The sequence below is a fragment of the Streptomyces sp. CB02009 genome (assembly GCF_001905825.1).
Classification (GTDB): domain Bacteria; phylum Actinomycetota; class Actinomycetes; order Streptomycetales; family Streptomycetaceae; genus Streptomyces.
Window position 1 is genome coordinate 261,779 of record NZ_LIVV01000011.1, and the last position, 15,672, is coordinate 277,450.

The 15,672-nt window shown below is 73.4% G+C and carries 14 protein-coding genes; 8 read left to right on the forward strand and 6 right to left on the reverse strand.

Going from position 1 to position 15,672, the window contains the following annotated elements; translation table 11 throughout:
• The first annotated feature begins 3 nt into the window (after positions 1-3).
• On the forward strand, positions 4-717 hold the full coding sequence (locus tag AMK27_RS35930; RefSeq protein WP_073917745.1) for a carbon-nitrogen hydrolase family protein: 714 nt from the start codon (positions 4-6) through the stop codon (positions 715-717).
• A gap of 171 nt (positions 718-888) precedes the next feature.
• Here the strand turns inward: AMK27_RS35930 and AMK27_RS35935 are convergent, their stop codons facing one another.
• A complete protein-coding gene (locus tag AMK27_RS35935) occupies positions 889-3,054 on the reverse strand; it encodes a M4 family metallopeptidase (protein ID WP_073917747.1) in 2,166 nt (721 codons plus the stop codon).
• 173 nt (positions 3,055-3,227) lie between these two features.
• On the opposite strand from AMK27_RS35935, the gene AMK27_RS35940 reads away from it, so the two are divergent.
• Positions 3,228-4,190 carry a LysR family transcriptional regulator gene (locus tag AMK27_RS35940; RefSeq protein ID WP_073917749.1) on the forward strand — a complete coding sequence of 321 codons (963 nt, stop codon included), beginning with the start codon at positions 3,228-3,230 and terminating at the stop codon, positions 4,188-4,190.
• A 42-nt stretch (positions 4,191-4,232) separates the two neighbouring features.
• On the opposite strand, the gene AMK27_RS35945 is transcribed toward AMK27_RS35940, so the two are convergent.
• From AMK27_RS35945 to AMK27_RS35955, 3 genes are all read right to left on the reverse strand, one after another.
• Positions 4,233-5,072, reverse strand: a complete 840-nt coding sequence (locus AMK27_RS35945) for an EI24 domain-containing protein (protein ID WP_073917751.1) — start codon at positions 5,070-5,072, stop codon at positions 4,233-4,235.
• Positions 5,073-5,175: 103 nt separating this feature from the next.
• Positions 5,176-5,598: an organic hydroperoxide resistance protein gene (locus tag AMK27_RS35950; protein ID WP_073917753.1), complete on the reverse strand. Its 423-nt coding sequence runs from the start codon at positions 5,596-5,598 to the stop codon at positions 5,176-5,178.
• Between the two features lie 64 nt (positions 5,599-5,662).
• Complete coding sequence (locus AMK27_RS35955; RefSeq protein ID WP_073917755.1) at positions 5,663-6,682, reverse strand: NADP-dependent oxidoreductase; 1,020 nt, start codon at positions 6,680-6,682, stop codon at positions 5,663-5,665.
• Between the two features lie 115 nt (positions 6,683-6,797).
• On the opposite strand from AMK27_RS35955, the gene AMK27_RS35960 reads away from it, so the two are divergent.
• Positions 6,798-7,235 carry a MarR family winged helix-turn-helix transcriptional regulator gene (locus tag AMK27_RS35960; RefSeq protein ID WP_073917757.1) on the forward strand — a complete coding sequence of 146 codons (438 nt, stop codon included), beginning with the start codon at positions 6,798-6,800 and terminating at the stop codon, positions 7,233-7,235.
• A 90-nt stretch (positions 7,236-7,325) separates the two neighbouring features.
• Here the strand turns inward: AMK27_RS35960 and AMK27_RS35965 are convergent, their stop codons facing one another.
• On the reverse strand, positions 7,326-7,733 hold the full coding sequence (locus AMK27_RS35965) for a MerR family transcriptional regulator (RefSeq protein WP_073917759.1): 408 nt from the start codon (positions 7,731-7,733) through the stop codon (positions 7,326-7,328).
• Positions 7,734-7,888: 155 nt separating this feature from the next.
• Here AMK27_RS35965 and AMK27_RS35975 point away from each other — a divergent pair, with 155 nt between their 5' ends.
• Complete coding sequence (locus AMK27_RS35975) at positions 7,889-8,749, forward strand: NAD(P)-dependent oxidoreductase (RefSeq protein ID WP_073917957.1); 861 nt, start codon at positions 7,889-7,891, stop codon at positions 8,747-8,749.
• A gap of 34 nt (positions 8,750-8,783) precedes the next feature.
• On the opposite strand, the gene AMK27_RS35980 is transcribed toward AMK27_RS35975, so the two are convergent.
• The gene (locus tag AMK27_RS35980; RefSeq protein ID WP_073917761.1) at positions 8,784-9,860 is read right to left on the reverse strand and encodes an SCO2400 family protein; all 1,077 of its coding nucleotides are present in this window, start codon (positions 9,858-9,860) and stop codon (positions 8,784-8,786) included.
• Positions 9,861-10,113: 253 nt separating this feature from the next.
• On the opposite strand from AMK27_RS35980, the gene AMK27_RS35985 reads away from it, so the two are divergent.
• The 4 genes from AMK27_RS35985 to AMK27_RS36000 all read left to right on the forward strand — a co-directional run bounded on the left by AMK27_RS35985 (position 10,114) and on the right by AMK27_RS36000 (position 15,598).
• On the forward strand, positions 10,114-11,175 hold the full coding sequence (locus AMK27_RS35985) for a rod shape-determining protein (protein WP_073917763.1): 1,062 nt from the start codon (positions 10,114-10,116) through the stop codon (positions 11,173-11,175).
• Positions 11,176-11,228: 53 nt separating this feature from the next.
• Complete coding sequence (locus AMK27_RS35990) at positions 11,229-12,770, forward strand: GAF domain-containing protein (protein WP_079188703.1); 1,542 nt, start codon at positions 11,229-11,231, stop codon at positions 12,768-12,770.
• A gap of 89 nt (positions 12,771-12,859) precedes the next feature.
• Positions 12,860-14,095 (forward strand): MFS transporter, encoded by a 1,236-nt coding sequence (locus tag AMK27_RS35995; protein WP_073917765.1) that lies wholly within the window; start codon positions 12,860-12,862, stop codon positions 14,093-14,095.
• Between the two features lie 60 nt (positions 14,096-14,155).
• Entirely contained in the window at positions 14,156-15,598 is a 1,443-nt protein-coding gene (locus tag AMK27_RS36000; protein WP_073917767.1) for an acyl-CoA synthetase, read from the forward strand.
• Positions 15,599-15,672 lie beyond the last annotated feature (74 nt).

Consider the following 15,672-nt stretch of genomic DNA (forward strand, 5'->3'; position numbering starts at 1 on the left):
GGCATGATCGTCGCAGCCACCCAGTTCGCCCCGGTCGCCGGGGACATCGCCGCCAATGTGCGGACCGTCGCCGACATGGTCCGGGCCGCCGGCGCCGAGGGCGCCCGTGTCGTCGTCTTCGCCGAGCTCTGCCTCAGCGGGTACGAGCCGACCCTGATCCGGGACACCCCCGACCTGGTCCTCACCGAGGACGACGCCCGCCTGGAGCCCGTGCGGGAGGCCTGCCGCGCCGTCTCGGCGGCGGCCGTCGTCAACGGGCCGGTGCGGACGGCGGACGGCCGGCCCGCGGTCACGACGCTGGTCGTGGGGCCGGAGGGCGAGCTCCTCGCCCGGTACGACAAGCAGCGTCTGTACGGGATCGAGCGGGAGGTCTTCGCGCCGGGCACCGCCGACGGGCGGTTCACCCTCGACGGGATCCGGTTCGCCACGGCCACCTGCTACGACAACCGCTTCCCCGATCTCGCGGAGCGCGCCGCCGCCGACACGTGCGCGGTGTACCTGGCGAGTTCGGTGCTGGGCGCGGACAACGACTCGTTCGAGACGGTGTATCCGGTACGGGCCAGGGACTTCGGCCTGTACGTGGTGCTCGGCAACGTCCTCGGGGCCAACGAGGACGGCGTGGGCTGCGGCGCCGCCGGCGCCTGGGGCCCGGACGGCGGGCGGATCGCCGACGCGGGCCCGGACAAGGCGGGGTTCGTGCTCGCCGAGGTCGGCTGACCCGAGGAACCGGCTCGGGTGCGGGCACCGGGCGGACCGGGGCGGCCGACTCGCGGAAGGAGCCGGGCGGCCGACTCACGGGAAGAGCCGGGCGGCCGTGGGACATTCGGCCGCCCGGCTCCGGACCGCCGCCGCGGAACCCCCTGGTCCGCGACGGCACCCCGCCCCCCGTTACGGGGCGCTCAGGCCCAGCGTGTACGCGCCGGAGCCGCTGTACGCGTGGACGATGTACCGGTAGTAGCCGGCGGTGCCGGAGTAGCTGGTGTTCTCGTCGGCCGTGGCGGTGCCGCCGACGGCGACGTCGACCCAGCCCGCGCCGTTCCACTTCTGCAGGTAGAGGTCGTAGTCCTTGCCGGCCGGGCCGCGCAGGCAGCCCACGTGGGTGCCGGAGGTCGCCGAGTAGTAGTAGGAGCCGTCGGGCTGGACCGCGGTCTGGCCGGAGGTCAGGCTGCCCTGGTAGGTGTGCTCGGCATTGGCGCAGCCGGTGGGCGGGGTCGTGGTGCCGACCGACAGCTGGTAGGTGACGGTGTGGGTGGCGGAGCCCGTACCGGTGACGGTGATCGGGTAGGTGCCGTTGGCCGTGCCCGCCGCGACCTGCACGGTCATCGTCGACGCGTTGCCGGAGGTCACCGACGCCGGGCTGAAGGAGACCGTGACACCGCTCGGGGCGCCGCTCGCGGAGAGCTGGACGGTCTGCGCGCTGCCGCCGGTGGTGCTGGTGTTGACCGTGGAGGTGACGGAGGCACCGGCCTGGACCGAGCCCGAGGACGGGTTCAGGGCGAGCGAGAAGTCCGGGGTGGTGGTGCCGCCGCAGTCGGTCTCACCGGACTGGGCGGGGACGCCGATCGCGTTCCAGGCCGCCTTCACCGCGTTGCACTCGGTGCTGCCGTAGGTGTTCTTGGCGCTGGTCAGGGTGGCCTTGCGGGCGGCCAGGTGGTTCCAGGAGGAGGTCTTCATGAGCAGCGCGCCCATGAATATCTTGCCGGCCTTCTGGATGCCGATGCCGGTCACGGAGGACGGACCGCCGGAACATATGGGGCTGCTGGGCTTGCCGCCGCCCGGGTTGGAGCCCTCGGCGAGCAGGTAGAACCAGTGGTTCTGCGGTCCGGCCGCCGCGTGCACCTCGGTGCCCGAGTTCAACTGCGGGTAGCAGTTGGGGTCGTTGCCGACCAGCGAGGGGTTGTACATGTTCCGGATCGGCTTGCCGTCGCCGAAGAAGTTGACCTTCTCGCCGACCGTGTAGTCCGGGGTGTCGTTCGGGTTGTTGGCGTAGTGCTCGGTGAGCGCGCCGAAGATGTCGCCGGTGGACTCGTTGAGCCCGCCGTTCTCGTTGGAGGAGCCGGCGCTGCCCGGGGTCCGGTCGAAGATCTCGTGGCCGTACTCGTGCGCCACGACGTCGATGCCGGTGAGCTGGTTCGAGCCGGTCTGGGCCCGCCCGTAGGTCGTCTTCGTGCCGTCGTAGTAGGCGTTGACCTCGGAGAGTCCGGCGCGGGCCGGGACCATGCCGCCCTGGCCGTTCTGGCCGTTGTAGCCGAACCACTCCTTGAGCATGGAGTGTTCCTTCTGCGCCGCGTACATGATGTCGACGCAGGCGGTCACCAGGTCGTTGGCGCCGTTGTTGCCCCAGGGCGAGGAGCCCGTGTACGCGCTGCCGTTCTGCCCGCCGCACTTGAAGCCGCCGCGGCTGGTGTCGGTCATGGAGCTCGCGGCGGTGTCGATGGTGACGTTGCCGTTGTGGTAGCCGCGGCCGTCGGCGTGCAGGATCTTGTCGGTGGCGCGGGCGACGGAGCCGGTACGGGCGTCGACGAAGGTGTCGAGGGAGCTCGGGGCGTCCTGCGCGGTCCGGCCGACGACCAGGGTGTGCCAGGTCAGCACGGCCTTGCCGCCCTTGAGGAGGACGGTCAGCTCGGGGGCGCTCGCGCTCTCCACCGAGGCCAGCTGCCCGCGGGCGGTGGCGAGGGCCGCGGCGGCGGTCACCGTCGCCCGGGTGGAGAGCTTGATGGCCGGTGCCGGGGCGCCGGTGACCTCGCGGACCTTGCCGGAGCTGTCGGAGACGACGACCGCGTCACCGCCGACGACCGGGAGGCCGCGGTAGGTGCGCTCGTACGAGGCGTAGTACAGGCCGTTCGACCAGGGGGTGACGGAGGTCCGGACGAGGTCCTCGTCGGCGCCGTGCCGGAGCTCGTCGAGGCCGCTGGCCGCGGCGCCGTCGGCGGCGGCGAGCGCGAGGGACCTGCCGTGGCCCGGGGGTACGGGCTGCGCCTGCGGGGCCGCGGTGGCGGTGGCGGTGCCGGCGAGGGCGGTCGCGAGGCTCGCCGAGAGCGCCAGGGCAGCCACGGCCGCCGTGATTCTGCTGGGGTGCAACGTCTGCTCCGATCAGGGTGGGATCGTGGTGGGGGAGACGGATCGTCGCGCCGAGTATGGGCGTGGACATGACTGGATAGGGACATCTCATCCGGCATAAGACGCGGGTTATGGTGCGGCCGCGCGGTGCTGCGTACGCTGCTGAAATGCAGCTGGAGTTGAGGCATCTGGAGGCCGTCTGCCGGATAGCGGAAGCGGGCAGTCTGGGACGTGCCGCCGGGCGGCTCGGGGTCTCCCAGCCGGCGCTCTCCGCGCAGCTCCGGCGGATCGAGCGGGTCGCGGGAGGGGAGCTCTTCCTCCGCGGCCGCAACGGCGTGGAGCCCACCCCGCTGGGCGAGTTCGTGCTCTCCAAGGCGCGGCTCGTGCTCGGCGAGATGGACGCGCTCGCCGCCGGCGCGCGGGCCGTCGCCCCCGGCACCCCGCTGCGGCTCGGCTGCATCCTGCTCGTCCTGGTCGACGGGCTGCTCGGGCAGCTGGAGCGGGTGATGGCCGGTCAGGAGATCGCGGTGACCGTGGAGCACTCGGCGACCACCCTGACCCGGCAGCTCGGCGCGGGCCGGTACGACGCCGTGCTGTACGGGGAGGTCAACGACCACGAGGTCGCCCTGCCCGAGGGCACCACGGCCAGGACGCTGGTCCCCAAGGAGCCCTTCTGCGTGCGCCTCTCGGCCGCCCACCCGCTGGCCGGGAGGGACCGGATCGCGCTGGCCGAGCTGGCCGGCGAGTCCTGGATGACGCTGGTGGAGGACGACGACGGCGGGCCCGAGGCGCTGGTCGCCGCCTGCGCGAAGGCCGGGTTCACGCCCTCGCTGCGGCACCGGGTCGCCGACCGGAAGATGCACTACGACCTGATCGCCTCGGGCCGGGCGATCTCCATGAGCCAGCCGACGGCCCCGTACGCGGAGGGAACGGTCCTGCGCCCGCTGGAGGGCGACCCGCTCCTGGGTCGGATCCGGCTGGCCTGGAACCGGGCGGCGGTGCCCGCCCGGCAGGCCGAGCTGCTGTACCGGGCGGCGGTCCACGCCTATCTGGCGAACGTCGGCAACAACGCCTTCTACCGGGAGTGGTGGGACGCGAGACCGGAGCTGCACCCGGTCCTCGACGTCTGAGACGACACCGGACGGCGCCGGACGGCCCCGCGTGCCGCCGCGTCAGCGGGGGAGGTGGTGCGCCCCCTGGCCGCCACCGGAGGAGGGAAGGGTGCCGCCCGGGTGGTCGTTCTCCCGGGAGTCCCCGTCCCGGTCGTCGCCCCCGGTCTCGCCGCCCAGCTCGCGGGCCATCAGGGTGGCCCCTGCGACCGCTCCCGGCATCAGGAAGACGGCGACGAAGGGCACGATGAAGGCGAGGGTCAGCGGGACGCCGAAGCCGAGGACGGCCAGCCGGCGGCCGCGGAGCAGCTGGAGCCGCTCCTTGAGCTCGACGCCCCGGCGCTGGAACGCGACGGACGTCAGCTCCTCGGTGAGGAAGAAGCCGGAGACGCAGAAGCCGACGGCGGGGACGACGGTCTGGCCGATCACCGGGATGAAGCCGCAGGCGAAGAGCAGGACGCCGTAGAACGCGACCCGCAGCAGGATCCGCAGGCTGTCACGGGCCGAGATCCACAGGTCGCGCCAGAGCGGGAGCCCGGACTCGGGCACCTCGCCGCCCTCGCTGCGGTCGACCTCCTCGGAGAGCGACTCGTAGAACGGCTGGCCGACGAGCAGGGTCACGGCGGTGAAGGTGATGACCGCGAGGAAGAGGCCGAAGGCGACGACGAGCGCGGTCAGGGTGCCGCGGAGGATCCCGAGCCAGGGAGAGCTCCAGTCGTCGGCGAAGGGCGTGACCCAAGCGGCCAGGTCGTCGGCGCCGTAACCGAGGCCGACGAGCGCGCCCGCGTAGAGGACGAGGGTCACGAGCCCGGGCAGCAGCCCGAAACCGAACCACCGTCCGTGGGTGCCCACCCACTTCTGGCCCTTTACCAGATAACCGAAACCCACCCCGAGATCGCGCATGAGGGTCACCCTATCGGGGCCCTCGCGGCGGCCCGCACGCAGCGAGGACCGCACCCCGACGACGGTCGGGGTGCGGTCCTCGGACAGCGGTCTGTCAGTGGGCTCAGACGGCGAGCTCGACCGTGATGTTGCCGCGGGTCGCCTTGGAGTACGGGCAGACCTGGTGCGCCTTCTCGATCAGGCTCTTGGCCGTCTCGGCGTCCACGTTCGGGATGGCCGCCGAGATCTTGACGATGATGCCGAAGCCGTCGTCGTTCTTGCCGATGCCGACCTCGGCGGTGACCGTCGAGCCGGAGATGTCGGCCTTCTCGTTGCGGGCGACGACGCCGAGCGCGCCCTGGAAGCAGGCGCTGTAGCCCGCCGCGAAGAGCTGCTCGGGGTTGGTGCCCTCGCCGGAGCCGCCCATGGCCTTGGGCGGGTTCACGACGACGTCGACCTTGCCGTCGTCGGTGGCGACACGGCCGTCACGCCCGCCCTCGGCGGTGGCGACGGCGGTGTAGAGGACGTCGGAGTGCTGGATCGGCATGCGAGGTACTTCCTTCATGGGTTCGCCGCGACTCGCGCCCACGATCGCGGCGGCTGAGGGAAGACTAACCGGTCACCGAGACGATCATCTTTCCGGTGTTGTCTCCGCGGAGCAGTCCGAGGAAGGCGTCCACACCGTTCTCGATGCCCTCGACGAAGGTCTCGCGGTGCTTCAGCTCGCCGGCCGCGAGCCAGCCGCCGACCTCCTGGACGAACTGCTGCTGGAGGCCGTAGTGGTCGCCGACGAGGACGCCCTGGAGGCGGAGCCGCTTGCCGATGATCATGGCCATGTTGCGCGGCCCGGGGACCGGCTCGGTGTCGTTGTACTGGGCGATCATGCCGCAGATGGTGGCGCGGCCGTGCACGTTGAGCGAGGAGATCGCGGCTTCGAGGTGGTCGCCGCCGACGTTGTCGAAGTAGACGTCGATGCCGTCCGGGGCGGCCTCGCGGAGCTGGTCCTTGACCGGGCCGTTCTTGTAGTTGAAGGCGGCGTCGAAGCCGAGCTCCTCGACGAGGAACTTCACCTTCTCGTCGGAGCCGGCGGAGCCGATCACCCGGGAGGCGCCCTTGAGGCGCGCCATCTGGCCGACCTGGCTGCCGACGGCACCGGCGGCGCCGGAGACGAAGACCGCGTCGCCCTCCTTGAAGGAGGCCACGTCGAAGAGCCCGGCGTAGGCGGTGAGGCCGGTCATGCCGAGGACGCCGAGGTAGGCGGAGAGGGGGGCGAGCGCCGGGTCGACCTTGGTGGCGTGCTGGGCCGGGACGTCGGCGTACTCGCGCCAGCCGAGGCCGTGCAGGACGTGGTCGCCGACGGCGAAGCCCTCGGCGTTCGAGGCGACGACCTCGCCGACCGCGCCGCCGTCCATGGGGTGGTCGAGCTTGAACGGCGGGATGTACGACTTCACGTCGTTCATCCGGCCGCGCATGTACGGGTCGACCGAGAAGTGCAGGTTCCGGACCAGGATCCGGCCCTCGGCAGGCTCGGTGACCGGGGTCTCACGGAGCGCGAAGTCCGCGGGGGTCGGCCAGCCGTGCGGGCGGGCGACGAGGTGCCACTCACGGCTGGACGCGGGAAGAACGGACATGAGCACGGCCTCCAGAGAACGTACGAAAAGCTTCAGATCACAAAAGGTTCACTACCTGAAACAACCATGCACCTAGATATTTTATGTTGTCAAGCATCTGGGTAGGATGGAGGACATGGCCACCCCACGCACGGACCCCGTGACCCTCGAAGTCGTCGAACTCATCGGCACGGTCGTCGCGCGCTACTACGAGGAGTACGAGCAGGCCGCCGCGCAGCACGCGCTGACCGGCGCGCAGGCCCGGGTCCTCGGCCTGCTCTCGCTGGACCCGCTGCCGATGCGCCGGATCGCCCAGAAGCTGAAGTGCGAGCCGTCCAACATCACCGGGATAGTGGACCGCCTGGAGGCCCGCGGCCTGGTGGAACGCCGGCCCGACCCGGCGGACCGCCGCGTCAAACTGGCCGTCCCCACGGAGGAGGGACGTGCGACGGCCCACCGGCTGCGCGAGTCCCTGGACTTCGCGCGGGAGCCGCTCGGCGAGCTGACCGGGGCCGAGCGGACGCTGCTGCGGGACCTGCTGAAGCGGATGCTCGGCGTCCAGCCGGACGTCTAGAGCGGGAGCGCGAGCGGGAGCCCGAGCGCGGAGGAAGCCGGCGCCGCGCCGGGCCGGACCGCCCCGGCGCCGGGGCTCGGACCGCACCGCTCAGGCGGGGACGGACTCCCGGTCGGAGCCGTCGAAGGGCGGATAGTTCTCGGCGCCCGTGCGCTCGGCCGCGTCGATGTAGCCGGCGAGCGCGTCACGGGACCGGGCGAGCCGTTCCATCTGGTCCTCGATCCGGTCCATCCGCGACCGCATGGCGGCCAGCAGCTCGGGGCAGCCGACCAGCTCGGGGACCTCGCCGACCGCGCACGGCAGCAGGTACGCGATGTCCTCCGAGGACAGTCCCGCGCCGAGCAGATGCCGGATCTGCCGCACCCGCAGCACGGCGCTCTCGTCGTACTCCCGGTACCCGTTGGAGCCCCGGTCGGCCTCCAGGAGGCCCTGGGCCTCGTAGTAGCGCAGCTGATGGGTGTGGACACCCGTCCGACGGCTCAACTCCCCGATCCGCACCGCAACCTCGCCCTCGTTCGCGCACGCGTCCGCTTGACCTTCACACCGGTATCAACGTTCACGATGCTGCCATGACCGACAGAGCAGCCGCACCCGAGAACGCATCCGCCACCGCACCAGCCGCCGCATCCGCCACCGCATCGGCCGCCGCACCCGTGACCGTCATCGGACTCGGCCTGATGGGCCGGGCCCTCGCCGGCGCCTTCCTCAGGGCCGGGCACCCCACCACCGTGTGGAACCGTACGAGCTCCAAGGCCGCCGCGCTGGTGGCCGAGGGCGCGCGCCTGGCGCCCTCGATCGGCGCCGCGCTCGACGCGAGCCCCCTGACGATCCTCTGCCTCACCGACTACGACGCCGTGCACGAGCTCCTCGGCACGGACGACCTGAAGCTCGACGGCACGACCCTGGTCAACCTGACCTCGGGCGACTCGGCACAGGCCCGCGCGACCGCCCGCTGGGCCGGGCGGCGCGGCGCCCGCTACCTGGACGGCGCCGTCATGGCCGTCCCGCCGGCGATCGGCACCGCCGAGGCGGTCGTCCTGCACAGCGGCCCCCGGGCGGACTTCGACGCCCACTCCCCCACCCTCGAAGCGCTCGGCACCGTCACCCACCTCGGCGAGGACCACGGGCTCGCGTCCCTGTACGACGTGGCCGGCCTGGCCATGATGTGGAGCGTCCTGAACGCCTGGCTGCAAGGCACGGCCATGCTGAGGAAGGCGGGCGTCGACGCCGCCGCGTACGCGCCGTTCGCCCGGCAGATCGCCGCCGGGGTCGCCGACTGGCTCCCCGGGTACGCCGAGCAGATCGACGCCGGCTCCTTCCCGGCCGAGGTGTCGGCCCTGGAGACCGACGCGCGGGCGATGGAGCACCTGATCGGGGAGAGCGAGGCGCTGGGCGTCAACGCCGAACTCCCGAAGCTGTTCAAGGCGATGGCCGACCGCGCGATCGCCGCGGGGCACGGCGGAGAGCAGTACCCGGTCCTGATCGAGGAGTTCGGCAGGCCCGGGGCGGGCTGACGGCTCGCACCGGGCCGCGGCAAGGAGCCGCAGGTCAGACGCACCACCAGAGGAACGGGGTGCACGTCTTGGTGGGGCTCGGGGTCGGGGTCGGCGTGGGGGTGGGACTCGCGGTCGTGGCCGTGCTCGACGGGGTGGGACCGGTGGCGGTGGGCGTGCCGGACGGAGACGTCTGGGGCTTCGTGGCCGACGGGGTCGCCGTGGGGGTCGCGGGCCGGGTCACCGGGTCGGTGGGCGTCGACGACTGCTCCGGGGCGCCCCCGTCCCCGCTCCCCGTGCCGGGGCCCGTACCGGAACCCGGGCCCGTCCCCGTACCGGAGCCCGTGCCCGGTCCGCCGTCCGCTCCCGGGCCCGCGCCCGCGCCGGTGCTCGTGTCCGCGCTCACCTGGCGGGGGCGGGCCGGTGCGGACGTGACCGGCGACGGGTCGCCGCCGTCCGGGGCGGCGGTGGTCTCGACGGGCTCCGGTGCCAGCGGGGACTGGGTGACGTCGAGTTCCTCGACCGCCGTGGCGGCGCCCGCCTCCTCCGGTTCCTCCATGGCGAGCCGGGCCATGCTCAGCGAAGCGGCCGCGAGCACCAGGCCGAGGGTTCCCACCAGGACCGTACGGCCCCGGCGGCTCCGGCCGCGGCGGCCGCCCTTGCGCGCGGCGGCGCGGTTGCGGTCGGCGGACCGGCCCTGCGCCGCACCGCGGGCGGCACGGCGGCCGCCGGGGGCCGGACGGGGCGGTTCGAGGACGTCGAGTTCGTAGACGTGCTCGGACGGCGGCGGGTCCGCGCGCCCGGAACCGGCCTCCTGCGCGGGGGCGGTCTCGTGCCCGGGGCCGTACTCGTGCCCGGGGGCGTACGGGGACCTGGTGCCGGCGTCGTACCCGGGGGCATACGGGGACCCGGCGCCGTACTCGGCCCCGGCGCCGTACTCATGCCCGGCGCCGTACTCCGGCCCGCGCCCGGCGGGCTGCGCCGGCGGGCCCGGCGGGTACGCCTGGACGGGCGCGGCCGGCCGGCCGGGTATGTGGGGGGTCTCGTACCGCAGTTCCTCGACGGGAGTCCCGCACCCGGCACAGGCGAGGGCCCCGTTGAGATGCCGCCGGCACGCGTGGCAGTAGTCCATGGGGCCCGCAGGCTATGCGGCCGGACGCGGCCTCAGGTAGCCGCGGAAGTGAGGATTCTGTGAGGAAACCGCAGGTCGTCGGCGGTGCGTCGTGATTCTCCCAGTTCGGTAGGTCCTGCCGGGCCCGCCGGAGCGGGCCCCGGGCGGCGCAGCCCAACGCGCGCCGCGCCCCGGACGGCCGGACCATTTCAGGAGGAACGCGCAACGCGAACCCACCTCGCCCGTGCCAGCACCGCACTCCGGAGGATCCGCCGTGACCGTCAGCCTTGAGCAGCTGCGCCGTTGCCATGTCGCCGTCGACCTGGGTGCCGCCCGCACCCGGGTCTTCGTCAAGGGCGCCGGACTCGTCGTCGACGAGCCCAGCGTCGCCGCCGTCAACACCCGCACCGGAGCGCTGATCGCCGTCGGCGCGCTGGCCGAGAAGATGACCGGCCGCACCCCCGACTACATCCGGGTCGTCCGCCCCGTCTCGGGCGGCACGGTCGTCGACATCGAGATGGCGCAGCGCATGCTCCGTCACCTCCTCGGCGAGAAGCTGCGCCGTCAGCTCCGCCGCAAGCCCCGGCTGCGCGCCGCCGCCTGCACCCCGCACGACAGCGACCCGCTCGCCCAGCGCGCCGCCGTCGAGACCCTCGTCGGTCTCGGGGCCCGGCGCGTCGAGCTGGTGGACACGCTGATCGCGGCGGCCGTCGGCTGCGGACTGCCGGTCGAGCAGCCGACCGCGACGATGATCCTGGTGTGCGGGGCGGCGACCACGCAGGTCGCGGTGCTCTCGCTCGGCTCGATCGTCACGGCGGAGCGGATGCCGGTGGGCGGCGACGCCATCGACCACGCCGTCATCCAGCACCTGCGCCACCACCACGAGCTGATGCTGCCGAGCCAGTCGGTCCGCCCGCTGCAACTCGCGCTCAGCGGCAACGGCCTGACGCCGCACGGTCCGGCCTGGACCGAGATCCACGGCCGTGACGTCGCCACGGGCCTGGCCCGTTCGGTGACCGTCGACACCGCCGCCGTGCGGGAGGCCATCCACACCCCGCTGACGGCGGTCCTCGACGGCATCGGGAAGGTGCTGCGGGACTGCCCGCCGGACCTGGTGGCCGACCTCGCGGACCGCGGGATCATGATGGTCGGCGGCAGCGCCCTGCTGCCGGGGCTCGACCAGATGCTGCGCGAGGCGACCGGCATGCCGGTCCACATCGCCGAACGGCCCGACGTCTGCGCGGTCCTGGGCCTCGGCGCGATGCTGGAGGGCAAGGTCCAGCCGATGGTCCTCGACCCCCTGTCGGAGCGGAACCCGCTGGCCGACGAGGACTGAGGACCGGTCGGACACACTCCGCGAAACCGAACGATTCGTACGACAATGAGACCATGACGATCATGGACGAGGAGAGGGACGGGGACACGGACGAGGACGCGCCCCGCCTGCCCATGCTGCTCGAAGCCGTCCTCAGCGTCGGCACGGACCTCGAACTCCGCACCACCCTGCAGCACATCGTGGACTCCGCCACCGAGCTCATCGGGGCCCGCTACGGCGCGCTCGGGGTCGTCGACCCCGAGCGCCGCCGCGTCACCGAACTCTTCACCGCCGGCATGACGGACGAGGAGCGGCGGCGCGCCGGAGGCCTCCCCGACGGGCACACCGGACTGCTCGGCGTCCTCCTCCAGGACCAGCGGCCGCTGCGGATCGACGATCTGACGGCCGACCCGCGCTCCTCCGGAGTGCCCGAGGGGCACCCGGAGATGCACACCTTCCTCGGCGTCCCCATCCGGGTCCACACCGAGGTCTTCGGCAATCTGTACCTCACCGAGAAGCGCGACGGCCGCTTCACCGAGGAGGACCTCTCGCTGCTCCGGGTGCTGGCCTCGCAGGCCGGCATCGCCATCGGCAACGCCCGGCTGTACGAGACCGCCCGGCAGCGGGAGCGCTGGATCGAGGGCGCGGCGGCGGTGACCACGGCCCTGCTGACCGGCGCGTCCGCCGAGAACGCGCTGATGACCGTCGCCGAGCAGGCCCGCATCCTCGCCGGCGCCTCGGCCGGAGTCGTCCTCCAGCCCACCCCCGAGGGCGGGATGGAGATCGTCGCCGCCTCGACCACGGACGATCCGGGTGATCTGGTGGGGACGGCGATCGCGCCCGGCTCCCCCGTGCTCGTCCAGCTCCTCGGCGGGGAGCCCGTGTTCGTCGAGGACTCGGCGACCGACCCCCGGATGACCACCCCCGTCCGGTCCCGCTTCGGGCCGTCGATGATGCTGCCGCTGCAGAGCGGAGGGAAGCTCATCGGCACGCTCGCCCTCCCCCGGCGGCGCGGCGACCGGCCGTACACGGCCGTCGACCGGCTCCTCGCCTCGCAGTTCGCCTCGCAGGCGGCGCTCGCGCTGGTCCTCGCCGACGCGCGCCACGACAGGGAGCGGCTCGCGGTGTACGAGGACCGGGACCGGATCGCCCGCGACCTGCACGACCTGGTCGTCCAGCGCCTGTTCGCCACGGAGATGATGCTGGAGTCCACCCGGCGGCGGGCGGTCGACTCCTCCGAGGACAACGCGCTGCTCGGGCGGGCGGTGGACGAGCTGGACTCCACGATCCAGGAGGTCCGTACGACCATCTTCGCGCTCCAGCAGCCTCCGGCGGACGCCCCGACGTCCTTCCGGGGGAAGGTGCTGCGGGAGACCGGCGGGGCGGCGGTCCTGCTCGGCTTCCAGCCGTCCGTGCACTTCGCCGGAGCCGTCGACACCCTCATCGACGAGGAGACGGCCGGACGGCTCCTCGCCGCGCTGCGCGGGGCGCTCGCGGCGGCGCACCGGCGGTCGGGGATCGGCACGATGACCGTGGAGGTGTCGGTCGGGGACGCGGGGGCCGCGCTGCGGGTCACCGACGACGGCACTCCGCCGACGACGGTGACCTGGCCGTAGCTCCGGCCGCCGGTGCGGGGGTACGGCCAGGCCACTCGTACGGACCAGCCCCGCGCGCCGCCCGCCCCTCCCCGATCTTGACTGGAGGCGTGGACACCGAGACCAAGCCTCCGACCGCGGCGGCCTACCGCAATCTGGTGACGGCCACCGTCGGCTTCACGCTCACCTTCTGGGCATGGGACCTGATCGCGCCCCTCGCCAGCTGGTACGGCGACCGGCTCGCACTCAGCTCCTTCGAGCAGTCGCTGCTCGTCGCGGTGCCCGTCCTCGTCGGCTCGCTCGGCCGCATCCCGGCCGGCGCGCTGACCGACCGGTACGGCGCGAAGCTGATGTTCCCGCTGGTCTCGGCGCTGACGATCATCCCCGTCCTGCTGCTCATCGTGGTCAAGGACACCTACGGCCTGCTGCTGGTCGTCGCGTTCCTCCTCGGCCTCGGCGGCACGACGTTCGCGATCGGCGTCCCGCTGGTCAACTCCTGGTTCCCGCCGGAGAAGCGCGGTCTGGCGCTCGGCGTGTTCGGCATGGGCATGGGCGGTGTGGCGCTCTCCGGCTACTTCACCCCGCGCATCGCGAAGCACGGCGAGAACCTGCCGTTCATCGTGGTGGCCGTGGCGCTCGCGGCGTACGCGGTGCTCGCCGCGTTCCTCATCACCGACCGGCCCGACCGGCCCGTGCCCACCGCCTCCCTGGCGGCCCGGCTCGGCGCGGCGGGGCGGTTGCGGGTGACGTGGGAGCTGTCGGCGCTGTACGCGATCGGCTTCGGCGGCATCGTGGCGTTCGGCGTCTACCTGCCGACCTATCTGAAGACCTGGTACGAGCTCGACCCGACGGACGCGGGGACCAAGGCGGCCGGATTCGCTCTGGTCACCGTCGTCTTCCGGCCGATCGGCGGCTGGCTCTCGGACCGGATCCATCCGGCGCTCGTCACGGCCGCCGCGCTCGGCGTGGTGGCGCTCCTCGCCATCGTCCAGGCCTTCGACCCGCCGCTGAACCCCGGGGGCACGACCGCCCTGCTGATCATGGCGGCGGGTCTGGGCACGGCGAGCGGTTCGGTGTTCGCGCTGGTCTCGCAGGTGACCCCGCAGGCGAAGGTCGGCAGTGTGACGGGCATCGTCGGCGCGATGGGCGGCCTGGGCGGGTTCCTGCCGCCGCTGGTGATGGGTGCGATCTACAGCGCGAAGGGCTCGTACTCGATCGGCTTCATGCTGCTGTCGGACCTGGCGCTGGCGGGGTGCGTGTACGCGTGGGGCCGCATGCGCGGGATCCGGCCGGAGGGCGAGGACCCGGCGCCGGAGGCGACGAAGGTCACGGCGGGCCGTCCCTGACGGACGGCAGAATGCCTCCCGGAACCCTCGTTCTCGACGTCGACCCGAGGAGTACGACCGGTGAGTGCGCTCTTCCCGGCCCTGTCGGACCCGTCCGACCGGCCCGCCCTCCGCTGCGGCCCCCACACCCTCACCTACGGGGAACTGGCGCGGGCCGCCGGGGCCCTGGCCGCCCGGATCGGAGGGTCAGGACCGGTCGCCGTCTGGGCCACGCCGACCGCCCACACGGCCGTCGCGGTCGTCGGGGCCCTGCTCGCCGGCGTGCCCGCCGTACCGCTCAATCCGCGGACGGGCGAGCGCGAGCTGGCGCACATCCTCGACGACAGCAAGCCCGCCGCCGTGCTCACCGGCGCCGGGGACGTGCTGCCCGCCGGCCTCGCCGGGCTGCCCCGGATCGTCGTGGACCTGGCGGCGAGCGGCCCTCAGGTCGCGGAGCCGGCCGACGCCGAGTCCCCCGCGCTGATCGTCTACACCTCGGGCACCACCGGCCCGCCGAAGGGTGTCCTGCTGTCCCGGCGGGCGATCGCCGCCTCCCTCGACGCGCTCGCCGGGGCCTGGTCGTGGACGGCCGACGACGTCCTCGTGCACGCGCTGCCGCTGTTCCACGTGCACGGGCTGATCCTCGGGATCCTGGGGCCGCTGCGCCGGGGCGGCGAGGTCCGGCACCTGGGCGCGTTCTCGGTGGAGGGCGTGGCGCGGGAGCTGGGCGGCGGCGGCACGATGCTGTTCGGCGTGCCGACCATGTACCACCGGCTCGCGGACGCGCTCGCCGAGGACCCGGGTCTGGCCGGGGCGCTGGCCGGGGCGCGGCTCCTCGTCTCCGGGTCGGCGGCGCTTCCGGTCCACGACCACGAGCGGATCACGGCGGCGACGGGCCGGACGGTCGTGGAGCGGTACGGGATGACGGAGACGCTCATGAACACCAGCGTCCGGCCGGGCGGCGCGCCGCGCCCCGGGACCGTCGGCCCCCCGCTGGCGGGCGTGGACCTGCGGCTCGTCGAGGAGGACGGCTCCGTCCTGGAGGAGCTCGACGGGGAGACGGTCGGCGAGGTGCAGGTGCGGGGCCCGAACCTGTTCTCCGGCTACCTCAACCGGCCGGACGCGACGGCCGCGGCCTTCGACGGCGACTGGTTCCGCACCGGCGACGTGGCGGTCCGGGAGGCGGACGGCGCGGTGCGGCTCGTCGGCCGCAGGGCGACCGACCTGATCAAGAGCGGCGGCTACAAGATCGGGGCGGGTGAGATCGAGAACGCGCTCCTCGACCACGCCGGGGTGCGCGAGGCGGCCGTCACGGGCGAGCCCGACCCGGACCTGGGCGAGCGGATCGTGGCCTGGGTGGTGCCGGAGGACGAGGAGCGGCCGCCGACGGCGGAGGAGCTGGCCGACCACGTGGCGCGCCTGCTCGCCCCGCACAAGCGGCCCCGGGTGGTGCGCCTTCTCGACGCCCTCCCCCGCAACGACATGGGCAAGGTCCTCAAGAAGTCCCTGACCGCCGGAGGCTGAGCGGACGGAGCCGGGCCCCCTCCCGCGGTGAGCGGGAGGGGGCCCGGGCCGTGCGCAGGTGAGCAGGTGGCCGT